General features: G+C 48.3%; 11 protein-coding genes and 3 pseudogenes. 9 read left to right on the forward strand and 5 right to left on the reverse strand.

The genetic code is table 11. The features are described 5' to 3' along the window. Positions 1-90: 90 nt before the first annotated feature. From AM1_RS35600 to AM1_RS35625, 6 genes are all read left to right on the forward strand, one after another. Complete coding sequence (locus tag AM1_RS35600; RefSeq protein WP_012168121.1) at positions 91-2,973, forward strand: ribonucleoside-diphosphate reductase subunit alpha; 2,883 nt, start codon at positions 91-93, stop codon at positions 2,971-2,973. Between the two features lie 44 nt (positions 2,974-3,017). Then, entirely contained in the window at positions 3,018-4,169 is a 1,152-nt protein-coding gene (locus tag AM1_RS35605; protein WP_041661470.1) for a ribonucleotide-diphosphate reductase subunit beta, read from the forward strand. A 125-nt stretch (positions 4,170-4,294) separates the two neighbouring features. After that, positions 4,295-4,765, forward strand: a complete 471-nt coding sequence (locus AM1_RS35610; protein WP_012168123.1) for a hypothetical protein — start codon at positions 4,295-4,297, stop codon at positions 4,763-4,765. A 15-nt stretch (positions 4,766-4,780) separates the two neighbouring features. Next, entirely contained in the window at positions 4,781-5,173 is a 393-nt protein-coding gene (locus tag AM1_RS35615) for a DUF1636 domain-containing protein (protein WP_012168125.1), read from the forward strand. Positions 5,174-5,231: 58 nt separating this feature from the next. After that, a complete protein-coding gene (cobW, locus tag AM1_RS35620) occupies positions 5,232-6,278 on the forward strand; it encodes a cobalamin biosynthesis protein CobW (protein WP_041661471.1) in 1,047 nt (348 codons plus the stop codon). A gap of 534 nt (positions 6,279-6,812) precedes the next feature. Next, on the forward strand, positions 6,813-8,693 hold the full coding sequence (locus AM1_RS35625) for a fatty acyl-AMP ligase (RefSeq protein ID WP_012168128.1): 1,881 nt from the start codon (positions 6,813-6,815) through the stop codon (positions 8,691-8,693). 192 nt (positions 8,694-8,885) lie between these two features. Here AM1_RS35625 and AM1_RS35630 read toward each other — a convergent pair whose 3' ends face one another. After that, on the reverse strand, positions 8,886-9,257 hold the full coding sequence (locus AM1_RS35630; protein ID WP_012168129.1) for an ArsR/SmtB family transcription factor: 372 nt from the start codon (positions 9,255-9,257) through the stop codon (positions 8,886-8,888). A 153-nt stretch (positions 9,258-9,410) separates the two neighbouring features. Between AM1_RS35630 and AM1_RS39415 the strand changes: the two genes are divergently transcribed. Continuing rightward, a complete protein-coding gene (locus AM1_RS39415; RefSeq protein WP_071820010.1) occupies positions 9,411-9,578 on the forward strand; it encodes a metallothionein in 168 nt (55 codons plus the stop codon). Positions 9,579-9,620: 42 nt separating this feature from the next. Here the strand turns inward: AM1_RS39415 and priA are convergent, their stop codons facing one another. Both priA and AM1_RS35640 read right to left on the reverse strand, forming a co-directional pair. Next, positions 9,621-12,113 carry a primosomal protein N' gene (priA, locus tag AM1_RS35635; protein WP_012168130.1) on the reverse strand — a complete coding sequence of 831 codons (2,493 nt, stop codon included), beginning with the start codon at positions 12,111-12,113 and terminating at the stop codon, positions 9,621-9,623. Positions 12,114-12,341: 228 nt separating this feature from the next. Continuing rightward, positions 12,342-13,568: pseudogene (locus AM1_RS35640) on the reverse strand (protein adenylyltransferase SelO family protein); the annotation flags it as partial. A gap of 87 nt (positions 13,569-13,655) precedes the next feature. On the opposite strand from AM1_RS35640, the pseudogene AM1_RS35645 reads away from it, so the two are divergent. Next, positions 13,656-14,255: pseudogene (locus AM1_RS35645) on the forward strand (ISAs1 family transposase); the annotation flags it as partial. 182 nt (positions 14,256-14,437) lie between these two features. Here the strand turns inward: AM1_RS35645 and AM1_RS35650 are convergent. Together AM1_RS35650 and ltrA are read right to left on the reverse strand one after the other, a co-directional pair. Then, positions 14,438-15,256 (reverse strand): annotated as a pseudogene (locus tag AM1_RS35650) (Tn3 family transposase); the annotation flags it as partial. A gap of 94 nt (positions 15,257-15,350) precedes the next feature. Continuing rightward, positions 15,351-17,081, reverse strand: a complete 1,731-nt coding sequence (ltrA, locus tag AM1_RS35655) for a group II intron reverse transcriptase/maturase (protein ID WP_012166345.1) — start codon at positions 17,079-17,081, stop codon at positions 15,351-15,353. Here ltrA and AM1_RS42760 point away from each other — a divergent pair. Continuing rightward, positions 16,990-17,190, forward strand: a complete 201-nt coding sequence (locus AM1_RS42760; RefSeq protein WP_187152965.1) for a hypothetical protein — start codon at positions 16,990-16,992, stop codon at positions 17,188-17,190. The genes ltrA and AM1_RS42760 overlap by 92 nt on opposite strands. The last annotated feature ends 180 nt before the right edge of the window (positions 17,191-17,370 follow it).

Consider the following 17,370-nt stretch of genomic DNA (forward strand, 5'->3'; position numbering starts at 1 on the left):
ACTTCAGATGGGCCTTTCCAGACTAAGGCTGAAATCTACTCTAAATCTTTAGAGCAGCCTCTAAAAACTTCAATTAAGGACGCTAAAGCAATGCCAGACACAAAAGAGTTAGAGTCTGCTCCCTTATCAATACTGCCTCCTATTCAGGGTGGGTCTGTGGAGGGGCTTGACGCCGAGTACAAAGTCATTCGCCGCAATGGCAGCGTTGTTGGGTTTGAGGCGGACAAAATCGCGATCGCAATGACCAAAGCGTTTCTTGCTGTCAAAGGTGTGCAGAGTGGAGTCTCTGCGCGAGTGCGTGAGCTGGTGGCAACGCTGACCACCAATGTTGTTACCGCCTTGAAGCGCCGTCAGCCCACTGGCGGCACCTTTCACATTGAAGATATTCAAGATCAGGTGGAGCTGGCTTTAATGCGCTCTGGCGAGCATGATGTCGCTCGCGCCTATGTGCTGTATCGCGAAAAGCGTTCTCAAAAACGTACCCAACAGCATGGCATAGAGGCAGCTCCAATTTACCTGATGGATGGCGGTGATCGCGTATTACTTGATTTGGAGCGCTTCAACGATTTGGTTGATTCCGCTTGCATCAACCTCGGAGATACGGTGAGTGGCAAGGCGATCGCTGATGAAGCCCTCAAAAATATTTACGATGGAGCGTCGGTGGTAGAACTACATAAGTCAGCGATATTGGCGGCGAGATCGCACATTGAAAAAGATCCAGACTACAGCAAAGTCACGGCAAGACTTCTTCTGCACAGGATTCGCCAGGAGGTCTTGGGTGCAGAAGTAACTCAAGCAGAGATGCAAGCCCGCTACGCTGAATATTTTCCCCACTTTATTCAGCAAGGTATTGCAACCGGACTACTAGACGAAAAGCTCGCTCAATTTAACTTGCAGAAATTAGGTTCGGTCCTTGTCGCTGAGCGTGATCTTCAGTTTGGCTATCTGGGGTTACAAACCCTCTATGATCGCTATTTTCTGCATACAGAAGATCGACGGATTGAGCTACCCCAGGCATTTTTTATGCGTGTGGCCATGGGACTTGCCCTGAACGAAATCGATCGTGAAGAACGGGCAGCGGAGTTCTACGACATCTTATCGAAGTTTGATTTCATGAGTTCGACCCCCACGCTGTTCAACTCGGGGACGGTGCGATCTCAGCTTTCTTCTTGTTATTTGACGACGGTACCGGATGCCCTCGACGGCATTTATAGCGCAATAAAAGACAACGCGCTGCTCTCCAAATATGCCGGGGGGCTGGGGAATGACTGGACACCAGTACGGGCGCTAGGTGCTCATATTAAAGGCACCAACGGTAAATCTCAAGGCGTAGTACCGTTTCTCAAGGTCGTTAACGATACGGCAGTTGCTGTGAATCAAGGAGGCAAAAGAAAGGGAGCCGTATGCGCTTATTTAGAAACCTGGCATTTGGATATCGAAGAGTTTTTAGAACTCCGCAAAAATACCGGAGACGATCGCCGCCGCACCCACGACATAAACACCGCCAACTGGATTCCCGACCTATTTATGAAGCGGGTGATGGAAGATGGCGACTGGACGCTGTTTTCGCCGGATATAGTACCGGATCTCCATGACAAAGTGGGCAAAGAATTTGAAACTGCTTACCTGGCCTACGAGCAGCAGGCTGCAAAGGGCGAACTGAAGCCTTTCAAGACCGTGCCCGCCAATACCCTCTGGCGCAAGATGCTGTCGATGCTGTTTGAAACTGGCCACCCCTGGATTACGTTTAAAGACCCCTGTAATGTGAGGTCGCCTCAGCAGCATATTGGCATGGTGCATAGCTCAAACCTTTGCACCGAAGTTACGCTCAACACGAATGAAAATGAAATAGCCGTGTGCAATCTTGGCTCAGTCAATCTTGTTAATCACATGGTGGAGAAAAACGGTCAAATGCAGCTCGATCAAGCCAAGCTGCAACACACCATCACCATTGCCATGCGGATGCTGGATAATGTGATCGACCTGAACTACTATGCCGTCAGCACAGCGCGGAATTCTAACCTCAAGCATCGCCCCGTGGGTTTGGGGATTATGGGCTTCCAAGACTGTCTGCACCAACTGCGCCTGCCCTACGCCTCTCAAGATGCGGTTGACTTTGCAGATCGCGCTATGGAAGCCGTCTGCTACTACGCCTACTGGGCTTCGACCGAACTGGCCCAAGAACGCGGTCGGTACTCCACCTACAAAGGGTCACTGTGGGATCGCGGTATTTTACCCCAAGATACCCTGGCACTTCTCAAAGAAGTACGCGGTGGATTTGTGGAGGTGGATGAGTCTTCTACGATGGATTGGGATCTGCTGCGAGACCGGATTGCCCAGCATGGAATGCGAAACTCGAACTGCGTTGCGATCGCCCCCACCGCAACCATTGCCAACATCATTGGTGTCTCTGCTTGCATCGAGCCAACCTACCAAAATCTGTACGTCAAATCAAATCTGTCAGGGGAGTTTACCGTCGTCAACGAGTATTTGGTGCGCGACCTCAAAGTCCGTGAACTTTGGGATGAAGTTATGATTGCCGACCTTAAATATTTCGACGGCAGTTTGGCAAAAATCGATCGGATTCCGCCAGAGCTACGCCAGCTTTACGCTACCGCCTTCGAGGTTGAACCCAATTGGATTGTGGAAGCTGCGGCCCGTCGCAGTAAGTGGATCGATCAGGCTCAATCGCTCAATATCTACATGGCCGGAGCATCGGGCAAAAAGCTCGATCAGATCTACAAGCTGGCGTGGCAGCGTGGCTTAAAAACCACCTACTATCTTCGCTCCCTCGGTGCCACCCATGTTGAAAAATCGACGGCTCCAGCCAGTAGCCTCAACGCGGTATCCAATAACGGCAGCAGCAATGGTATAGGCAATATACTCACTACCTCAAAATCTGAAAACTTGGGTCAGGTTTGTAGCTTATCCCCTGGCGATGCCAACTTTGATGACTGCGAAGCCTGCCAGTAAGCAACTGGTCAGTAAATTTGTTAACCCCTAAGGAGACTCTAATGATGTTGGTGTGGGAAGAAGAGACGACCGCTACAGCACAGACCAAAACTGTTCAGACCGAACCCGTTCAGGCGGTTCCATCACCGCAAGAAGCTGGCCCTCAAACAATAATGGCTCAACCGGAAACGCAACCCCCTCGTCGCATCAACGTTGCTGACAAGCGCATCATTAACGGCCAAACCGATGTCAATCAGCTTGTGCCCTTTAAGTACCAGTGGGCCTGGGACAAATATCTGGCAGGCTGTGCTAACCACTGGATGCCCCAAGAGATCAATATGAGCAGGGATATTGCACTGTGGAAAACCACTGACGGGTTAACCGAAGATGAGCGTCGCATCGTCAAGCGGAATCTCGGCTTTTTTGTCACCGCAGATTCTTTAGCCGCTAACAATATTGTTCTGGGCACCTATCGACATATCACGGCACCAGAATGCCGCCAATATTTACTACGTCAAGCCTTTGAAGAAGCCATCCATACCCATGCCTATCAATATATTGTCGAATCCTTGGGGCTAGATGAGGGCGAAATCTTTAATGCTTACCGAGAAGTGGACTGCATTCGCGAGAAAGATGAGTTTTTAATTCCCTTTGTCGAGACTTTGACCGATCCTACCTTTGAAACCGGCACCCCCGAAAACGATCAAAAACTGCTTAAGTCTCTAATTGCTTTCTCTTGTCTTATGGAAGGTCTTTTTTTCTATGTAGGCTTTGTCCAAATCTTGGCCTTGGGTCGCCAAAACAAAATGACGGGCGCAGCCGAGCAGTATCAATACATCCTGCGGGATGAGTCGATGCACTGCAATTTTGGTATCGATCTAGTCAATGCCATTAAGCAAGAAAACCCGCATCTGTGGACCCCTGAATTTTGCGAAGAGATCCGCGATCTGTTTAAGCGGGCGGTAGAGCTTGAATATCGCTACGCCGAAGACACCATGCCCCGTGGCGTGCTCGGGCTTAATGCCTCTATGTTTAAGAGCTACTTGCGCTACATTGCCAATCGGCGTTCTCAGCAGATTGGCCTCGACCCCATTTTTGCTTCTGAAGAAAATCCCTTCCCTTGGATGAGTGAGATGGTAGACCTCAAAAAGGAACGCAACTTCTTTGAAACCCGTGTGTTGGAATATCAGACCGGTGGGGCACTCAGTTGGGATTAAGCCATTGATTTACCGACAACCCGCGATTCTGGTATTGCGAAAATGATGAACACAATTGACCAACTCTGGGCTAAATTCAGCCAATGTTGGTCTAGTCCCACTGAGCATAGCGGAGAAACTAAGCTGTGACCGATCATCCTCAACCGGACTGGCAACAAGCTTTTATCACGACTAACCTGCTGGTCCTAGGCTACAACGCCTGGTGTGGATTTCTGACAGGGGCGCGGGGTGCAGTGGTGTGTAGCCTTAACTCACCGCAGTTGGGGATGACCGGGGAAAGCTTTCCGGCACACTACATTTCGCGCGCTCGTCTCGCCCCATTCCTCAACGCTTGGTTAGCTATTCCCGATACGGTTATTTTGACTCATCACCACATCACTAGCCACATTCTCGATGTGGTTGATGGCTATAATCCCGAAACCGACATAATTTTGCTGTTGGAATCGGGCGATCTCGCCTCTTTTTTTTACCTGCGAAATTTGCCCATCTCTCCCCCTCAAAGTTATGAGGTGGTTTGTAAAGGATGGGATGAATTTAAACCCATTGAGCCCGATTATCCCAAAACTCAACTATTTCAAAATAATCTCAAGTCTTAACCCTACCTGCAATCCATGACACAAACCACCTTATTTGTCTGCTCCCTCTGTCGATTTTCCAAGGATGAAGCTAGCCGGGATGGCATTTCCGGGGGGCAACACCTGATCAACCAGTTGCATCAGTTCCTCACCGATAGCGGACTACAAGATGTCGTGCGGTTAGAGCCGTTGCGCTGTATGGCGGGATGCAGCCACCCTTGCAACGTCAGTCTGGCCGCACCCGGTAAATTGACCTTTGTCCTCAGCCAGATATCACCGACAGAGGGAGCTAAGGCGGTTTCAGCATTTTGCCAGCAATACGCCACTTCTCCCGATGGTAAAGTCCCCTACTCGGAACGTCCGAACTCGGTTCGAGAGGCCACTGCGTTTGTCCTACCGCCACTCCCTACTGATGCCCCCACCCGCTAATGATTCAGCTTCTATTGAATTCAGTAAAGTTTGTCTTTTCTTCAAAGGAGTTCCTTTTATGCACAAAATTCCCGTTACTGTGGTCACTGGCTTTCTCGGTTCAGGCAAAACCACTCTGGTGCGGCATCTACTGCAAAATAACCAGGGTCGTCGAATTGCAGTGTTAGTAAATGAGTTTGGCGAAGTGGGCATTGACGGCGAACTGCTGAGGTCATGCCAGGTGTGCAACGACGAGGAGACTCCTAACGGCTCTGGCCCCAATATTGTTGAACTGGCCAATGGCTGCCTCTGCTGCACAGTGCAGGAAGAGTTTTTTCCCACCATGCAGGAGCTATTGAAGCGACGCGATGAAATTGACTGCATTGTGATTGAAACCTCAGGGTTAGCCCTGCCCAAGCCTCTAGTGCAAGCGTTTCACTGGCCTGAAATCCGCACGGGAGCTACGGTAGATGGGGTGGTGACGGTGGTGGATGGCGATGCTCTGGCTCAGGGGTGTATCGTCAACAATCTGGACGCCTTGCACACCCAGCGACAGGCAGATGACAGTTTAGAACATGAAACCCCAATAGAGGAACTGTTTGAAGATCAATTAGCCTGTGCGGATATGGTACTACTGGCCAAAACCGATGTGATACAGGAGGAGGATACATGTAGCCGCATCCAACAGTGGCTGCAGCAACAGACTTCGACAGGTGTCAAAGTTGTTCCCTGCCACCACGGTCAAATTAGCCCAGATATTCTGCTCGGTTTTAACGCGGCTGTTGAAGACAATCTCGATAGCCGCCCCAGCCATCATGATCAGGAAGAAGAGCATGATCACGATGACAACATCAACTCCATCTGCATAGAGCTGGAGCAGACCTTTGACCCAAACACACTGATCGAACGGTTGCAAGTCTTGGTACAGCAGCAAGAAATTTATCGGATCAAGGGCTTCGTCGCCGTTCCCAATAAAGCCATGCGGTTGGTGCTCCATGGAGTGGGGCAACGCTTTGACCAATTTTATGATCGGCTATGGCAAACTAGCGAACCCCGTCTGACTCAACTAGTGTTTATCGGCCAAGGACTGGACTCCCATCATATTACTGAAGCGATTTCTGCTTAATGCTCCTGACATGGCATTCCTTTTGCCATATGTGTTGCTGTTGATTGCCCATCGAAGAGGATTTTCCCATGACCCTTACGACTCCTTCCCTAACAATGTGTAGGTGGGACAAGGCAAATGTTTCGAACTGTTCTAGGGGCACGTAGGTTGGAAATCATTCAGGGCTGTTTCAAGTTCGCCAGAGATAATTCGAAAGTACTGGAAGTCTGTAAAAGGCAAAAGAACAACAAAGGATCTGAGAACACAAAAATATTGGTTCCAAATTTTCTCTCATGAACTTGAAACAGCCCTGGGAAATCATTGATTAGATTGGGTTTGGGACATCTGCACTCCTAATAAACGTCAAACTAAAAGACTGGAGTTATTTTAATTGATGTCGATGAAATACTCTGCAGGGTATGGGTTTCAGAACATTTCAACCATGAAATAAAACCCGAAATCAGTTGATTGATCGGCAGTAAGTTGCAGCTTTGGTTGTTTTGGGCCTATAAGGGCTGTTCAAATCGAGAACTAATCTATAATCCTTTGCTCAGGATGGAGTACAACGTGGCTAAAACAACAAATTGGGACACTAAGATCGAAGAATCGGATCCACCGAAGGTGGAAAGTTTGGTGGATTTGCTCCGTTATCGAGCTGCTTACCAGCCGGATCGGAGGGGGATTACCTTTCTGGTTGATGGAGAGGAAGAAGCCCTCCATTTCACCTATGCAGAGTTGGATATCAAGGCCCGTGCGATCGCAGCAGCACTACAGTTAGCCTGCCACCCCGGCGATCGAGCCCTATTGGTCTATCAGCCTGGGTTAGAGTATGTGGCTGCCTTCTTTGGCTGCCTCTATGCAGGCGTTACGGCAGTTCCCATCTATCCCCCCCGCCCGAATCGCTCCTTGATGCGTTTGCAGAGCGTCATCGCGGATTCCCAAGCCATTTTTGCCCTTACCACCTCTCAAATTCTGTCGAAATTAGAGCGACGGCTGATTGATGCTCCAGAATTGAGAGCGCTTAAGTGGCTAGCAACAGATAGCCTCAGCGTTACGGAACCCCGCCAAGCCTGGCAAGAGACTCATCCTCAGGGGCAAGATTTAGCCTTTCTTCAATACACCTCTGGTTCAACCGCAACGCCCAAAGGGGTGATGATTACTCATCACAATCTTTTAAAGAATTTATCCTTGATTCATCAATGCTTTGAGCATAGTTCCCAGAGCCTAGCGGTGATTTGGCTACCGCCTTACCATGATATGGGTCTAATTGGCGGGATTTTGCAGCCTTTATACGGGGGATTTCCCATGGTTCTGATGTCCCCATTTATGTTTTTCCAGAGCCCCATTCGCTGGCTCCAAGCCATTTCCCGCTATCAAGGAACCACCAGCGGCGGACCCAATTTCGCCTATGATTTATGCTTGCGAAAAATAAAGCCGGAACAGCTCCAAGGACTGGATCTGAGTTCCTGGCGGGTGGCCTTTAATGGAGCAGAACCCATCAGTGCCCAGACCCTTGAAGACTTTGCCACTAAATTTGCTCCTTATGGATTTCGGTCAGAAGCCTTTTTTCCTTGTTATGGTCTTGCCGAAGCCACTCTAATCGTGGCCGGGGGCCAACCGGATGCCCAACCCGCCCTCAAAACGGTCCAAGGGACTGCCTTAGAACAGCATCATGTGGTCTCGGCCCAGGCCAATGATGTCGATGCCCGCACCATAGTGGGCTGCGGCACTTCACTTCAAGACCAAGAAATCGTGATCGCTAATCCTGAAACTCTGCAGCAATGCTCGTCAGAAGAAGTCGGCGAGATTTGGGTGTCTGGGGAAAGTATTGCTCAAGGGTATTGGGGACAATCAGATGTATCTGAGGAAACCTTTCAGGCCCATTTGGCAGATACAGGCGCAGGCCCCTTTTTAAGAACAGGGGACTATGGCTTTTTGGTCGGCTCTGAACTTTATGTCACCGGCCGCCTCAAGGACGTGATTATTGTCAATGGCCGTAATCATTATCCTCAGGATATTGAGTGGACTGTGGTTCAAAGCTATCCCGGTATTCGCCCCAATTGTGCCGCTGCATTTTCGATTACTGAAGCGGGGGAAGAGCGGCTAATAGTGGTGGCAGAACTGGAAAGAAACTATATCAATCGCTATCGGAAAAACGGTAAGAAGCCATCCTCTCAGCCTCCTCAGCTCAATGATTTTGTCTCGCCCACATCCTTAACTGCCGATTCAGAACCTACTACCGTCGAAAAAGATATACTCACTCAAATTCGTCGGGCGGTTGCCAAAGAGCATGATTTGCACATCCATGCCCTTTGGCTGCTCAAGCCTGGTAGTATCCCCAAAACTTCTAGTGGAAAGATTCAGCGATTTACCTGTAGATCCAAATTTTTAGAGGGAGACCTAGACAGCGTAGCAAGAAGTATGCCCCGAGCTTAAAAAATGGCAGTCCACGGATTTTTTACAGGCAGAAAGTCAGTCTCAACTTAGAGGCTGTTTGAGAAGTGAGTAAAGCTCTCAAGGGGCTAATCTGTCAATACACAAACATTGGACAGGACCTTAAGATGTTGTTTGGGATTCTATGACCCTTCATTTAAGCAATCCTTGTTCTACCCCAATTGTTCTCGAAGTTCAATAGTCCGCCTCGTCCAAATGTTCTGAGACATCTCGGTAAAGATTAAAAATATGGTGGTCTTTTAATCCGTAAATCACTGTTCGTCCACATTTACGGCGGCGAACCATTCGTGTATTCCTGAGGACTCTCAGTTGATGGGACACGGCTGATTCTGACATCTCAACTGCTGCCGCTAACTCTCCCACCCGCATTTCTTCAATGGCAAGAGCCGATAAGATTCTCCAACAATTAGGGTCGCTCAATACGCCTAAAAATTCAGCCATCCGCTGTGCCTTTTCAAAAGACAAAATTTGATCGACCACCGGCTTCTCTGACCGGGGTTTCTCCAACAAGGAATGAGTGCTGATATCAAGGTGAGAGTGCGACATAACGTGACTGAAGGTGGCTTGATCCTAAGATAATTAACTCTAGATGGCTTTCTGCATACATTACTAATGACATTTTAATACTTGAGCAGTTATTCATATGTTAGGCTGTGAAGCATGAATGATTGTTCATATATTTAGTTATGGAGGTTTGCAATGGCAACCGTTACTCAAATGAAATGTGCTTGCGAGTCTTGTCTTTGCATCGTGACGATTAGTGATGCGATTCAAAAAGGCGGTCAGTATTTTTGTGGCCAAGCCTGTGCAGATGGACATCCCTCAGGCTCGGGTTGTGGACATACGGGTTGTCGATGCAGTTCATAATTTGAACTAAGCCCGCTTTTGTATTGATCTGAATGGATGGAATTAGAGGAGCTTCAAAGGATCGACATCAATTTGAAGACGTAAATTTTGTGGACACCGTTGTTGGCATTCTTGTCTGGGAAACGGCCAGTGTTCAGACTGGCCCAGTTTAGCCTGGGGGCGTTTAACTAACACATGCCAATAATATCGTCGGGCTACTCTCAAAATACTAGCGGGAGCAGGACCGAGAATACTGCCCTCATAGCGATGTAATTGGATATAAGCCTTTAGGTAATTGGCAATATCTAGGGCAGTATTCTCAACCATCGTTTCATTGAGACCACTGATGCGTAGGAGGATTAGTTGTTGGAAGGGCGGATAATTGGCTTCCCGGCGCTGCTTGAGTTCATTGATGAGAAAGGTATTCATTGAATATTGTTGAACGGCCTGAATGACGGGGTGTTCCGGAGCATAGGTTTGTAGGATTACTTGGCCAGGATGCTCCCCACGACCTGCGCGTCCTGCCACTTGTAGCAGGGTCTGAAAGGTGCGTTCACTGGCCCGAAAATCGGGAATATTGAGTAAGCTATCTGCAGCCAAAACGCCAATTAATTGAACTTGGGGTAAATCAATTCCTTTAGTGAGCATTTGTGTACCAACCATTAGGTCTGCCTGGCCACGGGCAAACTGATTTAGAAGCTGACGATGGGCTCCTTTCCGACGAGTGGTGTCACTATCAAAGCGAATCACTCGCAATTCGGGAAACGTTTTGTCTAATTCCTGCATGACTCGCTGGGTCCCACTTCCAAAAAATCGGAAGTAAGAGGACTTGCAGACAGGACAAGCTTGCGGTTGGGGCTGAGTGTAGTTGCAATAATGGCATCGCAACAGAGTTTGACGGGAATCAGGGCTATGGTGGTAGGTCATAGAAATGCTGCAGTGAGGACATTCAGCGACATAACCACAACTGCGGCAAGAGACAAAAGTGCTATGGCCTCGACGAGGCATAAATAATAGCCCTTGCTGATGCTTCTGCTGCAGTTCTTGCAAGCGTTTTTTCAATAGTCGACTGAAGATGGAATGATTGCGATTGGCCAACTCCAGGCGCATATCCACTATTTCGATGGGGGGCATGGGGCGAGCATTGACTCGCTGAGGGAGTTGAAGGTAATGAACCTTGCTCTGTGATAGATGAGGCTCACATCGCCGTGTTTGGGACCAACTCTCTAGGCAAGGCGTTGCTGAACCGAGGATAAGGGGACAGTCTTCCTGTTGGGCGCGCCACCGAGCAACGGTGCGAGCATGATAACAAGGGGCTGGCTGATCCTGTTTGTAGCCGGTATCATGTTCTTCATCTAGAACGATCAGTCCCATATTGGCTACTGGTGCGAAGATTGCTGACCGGGTGCCAATGACGACTTGGGGAGTGCTAGTGAGGAATTGCCGCCAGGTATCATACCGTTCTCCATCTGAAAGGGCACTGTGATAGACCCGAATGCGATCGCCAAATCGAGACCGAAACCGATCCGTCAGTTGCGGCGTAAGCCCAATTTCTGGCACCAGGACAATCACCGACTGCTGGCGAGCTAAAACAGGTGTAATAGCCTGCAAATAGACTTCTGTTTTACCGGAACCCGTGACGCCATGCAGTAAGACCTCAGCGTAACCTTGCAGCCGATTAAGTTGAGACAGGACCTTGGCTTGGTCGGGGGTTAGCATTCGAGGTTGATCTGGCTGAATCGGAGAGGTTTCCAACCGTAGTCGTTCCTGTTGCTGCAGGGTGATACAGCCTTTACTAGCTAATTTCTTGAGGGTGTTGCTACTTGTATGGGCAAGTCTCAACAGATCTTGTGCCCATAACTCCCCACCTTCTTGATTGAGAAGGGTCAGAATTTCCTGCTGACGCTTCGTCAAGTCCGGTACGTTGAGGGTCGTGAAGGTAACCACTTGTTGCTGTTTAGGCTGGGTTGGCGCTTGAGTTTGGAGGTAGCTTTTAACCAGACCTCGCTGTTGGAGCTCTCTTAAGCCGACCTGGGCTTTTTTGACCTGACGACGAAGGTATTGCCAGGTATAGTCTTGGGTTGGACTTTGTTGCAGGAGCGTTAAAATGTCTTGGGCAGCTGTTCCTAAACCGTGGACATCAACGGAATTGATGGAAGTGTGCAAACGAATGCGGCGTTGAGATCGCTGCAACAAACCCGGTGGCAAGGCTACTCGAATGACGGCCATCAACGACGTGTGATAGTAGGCGGCGACTTTTTCTAAAATCTGCCAATATCCCGGTGGAAATAAATTACGACAGACCACATCCACGACACTCAAAATCCTAGTAGTGGTTAGTTCTGGCGGAAGATCCGACAAGCAACGCATGGCGATTGCCCCCACTTGTCGTGCACCAAAGGGAACGTTGAGAATATCCCCAGGGCAAATATTGAGATCAGAAGGAATACGGTAAGTAAAAAGCTTATCAGTGCCAGGACAATCAACGAGGACTTCTACAAAAGAAGCCCCTTTAGATGTAGGAATTACTGTAGGAGGAGCTTTGGGTGTCGACATATCGGTGCACCCCGGAGATTATTGTTTGTGTGCCAGGGTCCAATAAAATGTAGCACCTTGATTCAACACTGCATCAAACCAAATTTGTCCGTCATGGCAGCGGATGATGCGCTGGACCGCAAGACTATTCGAATAGACTCTAAGTTGTCTTAGATATGGAAATATATATAGGTCTGTAGGTATTGCGACCTGCAAACCTAATTCCAATTTTTCAATTTTTATTCAAAATCAAGATGAGCAGCTATAGTGCGAAACGCCACCAGCATTAAAAAACGCCTTAGGTCTTAGACGATAGTATTTATCTTCTACGTCTTGCGATTGCTCATCATATGGATAGCTCAGTACTTCTTGCAGCTCTTTAACTAATGTGTAGTCACCCTGCATGGCTTGTTGGTAGGCGGGGACAATCAACCACTCTCTCCATGTGTATTTTGGATTAGTCTGTTTCATATGTTTTGATATCTCAGCCAAATTGCCGTCCTTAATAACGAGGTCGCGCCAGCTTTTTAGCCAAGATTGCCATTGTTCGTCGAGTTGTTGTGACGTTTTGCCATAGAAGCTCTTTTTCAAAGCTGAGACATCCTCAGGTATGTGGGATAACTCCCGGAAGAAAATGGTGTAATCTACCGCTGAGTTGGTCATTAACTGCATTAATTCCTTAAACAGCTCTGGGTTAAACTCAGTCAAGCCAAGTTTGGCTGTCCACATTTTTTGGACCTGTTTTTCCATGACTTCTGCAAAGCTGCGGCCTACTTGGTCAAACTGTTCTAAAGCATCAGCATCTTCTGACAGTAGCGGTCTTACCGCTTTCCAAAACATATAATAATTCGCTTCTGCTGCGATGGGCTGATAGAAGAATGAAAATTGTTCGGCGCCGCCAGTCCAAGGTTGAAACCAAGGGTCAAAAACTTCACAAAACCCAAAAGGTCCATAGTCGAGGGTAAAGCCACCAGCGGCGCAGTTGTCGCTGTTAAAATTACCCTGGCAGTAACCAACACGTAGCCAATTGGTCACCAGGGAAGTGAGACGTTGGCGAAATAGCGTAGCCAACTCAACCAATTGATCAGCAAAACCAAGGTTTTGATTAATATCGCTTTTGTATTCTCGCTCCATTAAATGGGACACGATCATGCTCAACTCTTCTAAGGCTCTTGGATGAGCCTTGTTGCGAGCGCGGCGGGCAAATAACTCTAGTTGCCCCACGCGCAAAAAGGAGGGGGCAACGCGAGTTGAAATGGCCACAGGATCGTCCATCAAAACATCAGGGTCAGTGGAGTAGGAGTTTTGAGAATACCAAGGCCGCTTAACGGTCTCAGATTTAGAAGCATACAGGGTCAAAGAACGCGATGTTGGCACACCTAAAGCCTGCATATATTCTTGCGCAAGAAACTCACGCACACTAGAACGGAGTACTGCGCGCCCGTCGCCACCACGGCAATAAGGTGTGGGGCCACCCCAGGGCGACCGCACATAGAAGTTAACAAAGCAGTCGAATTCGGAAGAGGTGGAGGATAATGCCTCAAAAACAACGCTCAGCAAGCCATGACATCCTCTCCCTTTGCCTCAATTATTGAACACTTCAGCGACTTAGACGACCCGAGAGCAGCCCACCGCATAGAGTATTCGCTAGAAGATATCATCATCATCACCCTATGCGCTGTCCTTTGTGGAGCAGATAATTGGGTGGAAGTGGCCAACTATGGTCGTTCCAAAGCCCAGTGGTTAAAGCAATGGATAGCATTGCCAAACGGTGTTCCCTCCCATGACACCTTCGAGTGGGTCTTTGCCAGATTGAAACCTCAACAATTGCAGCAGTGCTTTCTCAATTGGACTCAAGCCATCTATCAACTGAGCGCAGGAGAATTGATTGCGATTGACGGCAAGACACTCCGGGGCGCGATTGCGCCAGGTGAGCAGTGCAGCTTGATTCACATGGTCAGTGCATGGGCCAGTCACAATCGTCTAGTTTTAGGTCAACGCACCGTTGACGAGAAATCCAATGAGATTACGGCTATTCCTGAATTACTGAAAGTGTTAGAGCTTGAAGGAGCCTTGGTCAGTATTGATGCGATGGGCTGTCAAACAGCGATTGCCGAGACGATTATTGAGGGCCAAGGTGATTATGTGTTGGCCCTCAAAGGGGTAATTGAAGGGTCGCTGACACCAGCTGCAATCAAAATAGATCACCCCCCAAAACAGGGCAAATTCACCTCTAATCAATAAGTTTTACTTAAGTATTTTTTGCCGCTGTACTACTCGATAGTCGAGCAAAGGTTGCCTTGCTGAGATGGGCCTCAACTCAGCAACCTCACTGCAGCTACTCCCTACGCAGCCAAGTTTTCAATCACCAGACGCTCATTCATGTTTAGTCGGAAACGCCCATAAGGATTGATATGAAGGTAGAACAGGGGCGTTAACGCCCTCAAATCTTCTTCTTGCATACGATTCATCCACGTCGGCTCAGAAAGTACTTTTTGAATCATCAGCGTATTGATATAGACCAGGCTGATTTGTAGTAGGTGCAAACACAGCATGGATAGCTCTTGCATAGCCGTTTGATTACTGGCAAAGTCACCATTCTTGCCATAGAAGATGAAGTCATTGGCACTATTCCAATTCTCAACGACATTCAAGCCTTCGTTGATCTCTTGCCGTAAGGCCTCATCATGCAAATACTGGCAAAGGAAGATGGTCTTAATGGCTCGCCCTAATTCAGCCAAAGCAAGATAGGTGGGGTGCTTGATGTTGTTACGGGTGAACCGACTCAGAATCGCTTCCGGTTCGGCAGTACCTTGCTTCATCGCGGTTGTGAACTGAATCATTGGCTCGTACTGCTCCCGCACCAGATCCCAACGAATGGGTCGCTTTAGAATCGTTGTCAAATGGACATACTTCTTCTTCTGCCCAGACATCGGCAGGTAGAGCTTCTGTTTGTTGATGCCTTTGAAGCGAGGCATCAACTGAAAATTCAGCAAATAGCAAAAGGCAAACCCCACCTCGCTTTGGCCATGGGTATCCACATAACTTTTATTCACTGACATTTGCGTGCAGTGTCGAAGTACGCCCTTCACCATAAAGGCCACCTCCGAAGAAGAACACTTCTTCAGTTGCGAGTAGATACATACGGATTTTTTCTCGACATGGTTAACCTAAGCCGGAGGATCACTCCTCCGACTTGGCTTCAAAACCGTGCGTAAATCTTTCGATTTACACGGCTCCTCAGTGGCTTGGTGCTTGTCATACATACCATTTGGCCTGAGAGGACTTCTCCTTGGCCGTTTTAACATAATGACAATGTCTGTGTAGTAGTTGAAGATTCTTGTATACGTCCAATCCTCCCATTGATGTAGGGAGAATGTGATCCACTTCAAGTAAATCTTCTTCTCGGAAGAACATGCCGCACTGAGCGCATTTCCCCTTCTGCTTCTTCAAGAGCATAGATACTCTCTTCGGAGCTTCTGGATGCTTCCCAGTCCTTGAACTCCAGTAAACTAGATTGCCATTGTAGGGACTTGCATCCCCCTTGACTTTGACATGGCGGATAATTGGAGTCTGTCGATGTTTGAGTAATTTTTCGGTTCTAGATTTAGTTACTCTAGTCGCGAAGACCCATTTATCTCCCCCGACAGTTTGCCAATATTTATTCACCACCCATTTCCTGGATTTGCCAGGATGGCGGTGGTTAGCCCATGTTTGAAGCTTTTGATACAGTAAATGGTCTAGACGGGAGAAGGTCTCTTTACTAGCCATGGTCGAATAATATCTCGTCCATCCTCTAATCACGGGATTGAGGTGGCGGATTAATGCCGCTTGCGGCGCTGCCTTATGGGCGTTGATGATACTAACGAGCCGATTGTAATGTACTTTTTGCTTCTTTCGACTGGGGGTAATGATGGTCTTAAATCCCAGCAATGTCCCGCATAATCTCCCCGATTGATGTTGACCGACCGGGAATTGTCTAACTGAGAATCCTAGAAAATCAAATCCAGGGTTTTCAGCTTCATACCTTTTGAGAGTATGGGATATATGCGTTTTGCTAGGTTTTAGTTCCAACCCCATGTCTTTTAGCCACTCATGAACTAAGCTCTGACATCTTTGAACTACGGATAAATCCTCGTGAAGAATCACGAAGTCATCACAGTATCGAATGACATCAGGAGTAGCAATTCTTTTTCGCTTATTCCCGTCGGCAATCTTTCTGATAGGAAAGGCTTGCTTGATTCGATACTCTAGGCCATGGAGGGCTACATTTGCCAACAAAGGAGAGATAGTCCCCCCTTGAGGTGCTCCTTCAGATGTCTGTAAGAACTGATGACCATCAATTACCCCAGCTTTTAGCCAAGTTTTTATTTGTCGGCGTAGAGTGGGAAAGGTCTTCAGCTTTTTGAGCAGTGCTTCGTGGTTTATTCGGTCAAAACATTGGGCTATATCAGCGTCCAACACATATTTTGCTTTCTGTTTAATGGCTGCAAAAATTTGTTCTATCGCGTCATGACATGAACGGCCTGGTCTTGAACCATAGGAGTTTGGTTCGAAAACCGCTTCCCATTCAGGTTCCAGGGCTAGTTTGACTAGTGTCATTCTTGCCCTTTCATACAGGGTCGGTATACCCAAAGGACGTTGTTCGTCTTTTCCTGGTTTAGGAATCCACACCCGTCTGGTGGGAGGGGCCTTTGAGCCGAGTTTAAGTTGACCCACTAGGGGCAGACGAGCTTCTGGGGACAGAGATTTAACTCCATCCACACCTGCCGTCTTTTTTCCCTGGTTGTCTTGTGTGACCCGTCTAACTGAAAGGCATTTGGCTGACCAGGACCTCATCAGAGTTTTCTGGAGTCTATGTACTACTTTGACATCGCCACGTTGTCTGGCTCTGAATATGCGCTTTTGCAACTTAAACACTTTCCGCTCTAGTTTTGGCCAGGGGATTGCGCTCCATTCCATCATCGGTTTGACCCGTGCTTTAGACATATTTATTGCTACTTGTTCCTATTCATTCCAAGTCACCGTGAGTCTGTCTGCTTATCCTCACCATTACAGTGGGGCTTTTGCTTTTGACCCAATCCTTCCCACCGCCTAACTTCTGGTTAGCACCTACTCTTAGCCAATCGACCTCCAAGAGAGATAGGCGGGGGTTACTTCGTTCCTAATAGCCATTGATTGAACTGTTAGAGTGATGCGCTCCACCGGGTTTATTGGAAGTGCTAACTGGTCGCTACTGGACACGCCAGCTCCGTATATCCTTGCCCTTTTGGGACTC

Origin of the sequence: Acaryochloris marina MBIC11017 (assembly GCF_000018105.1) — a bacterium.
Lineage (GTDB): Bacteria > Cyanobacteriota > Cyanobacteriia > Thermosynechococcales > Thermosynechococcaceae > Acaryochloris > Acaryochloris marina.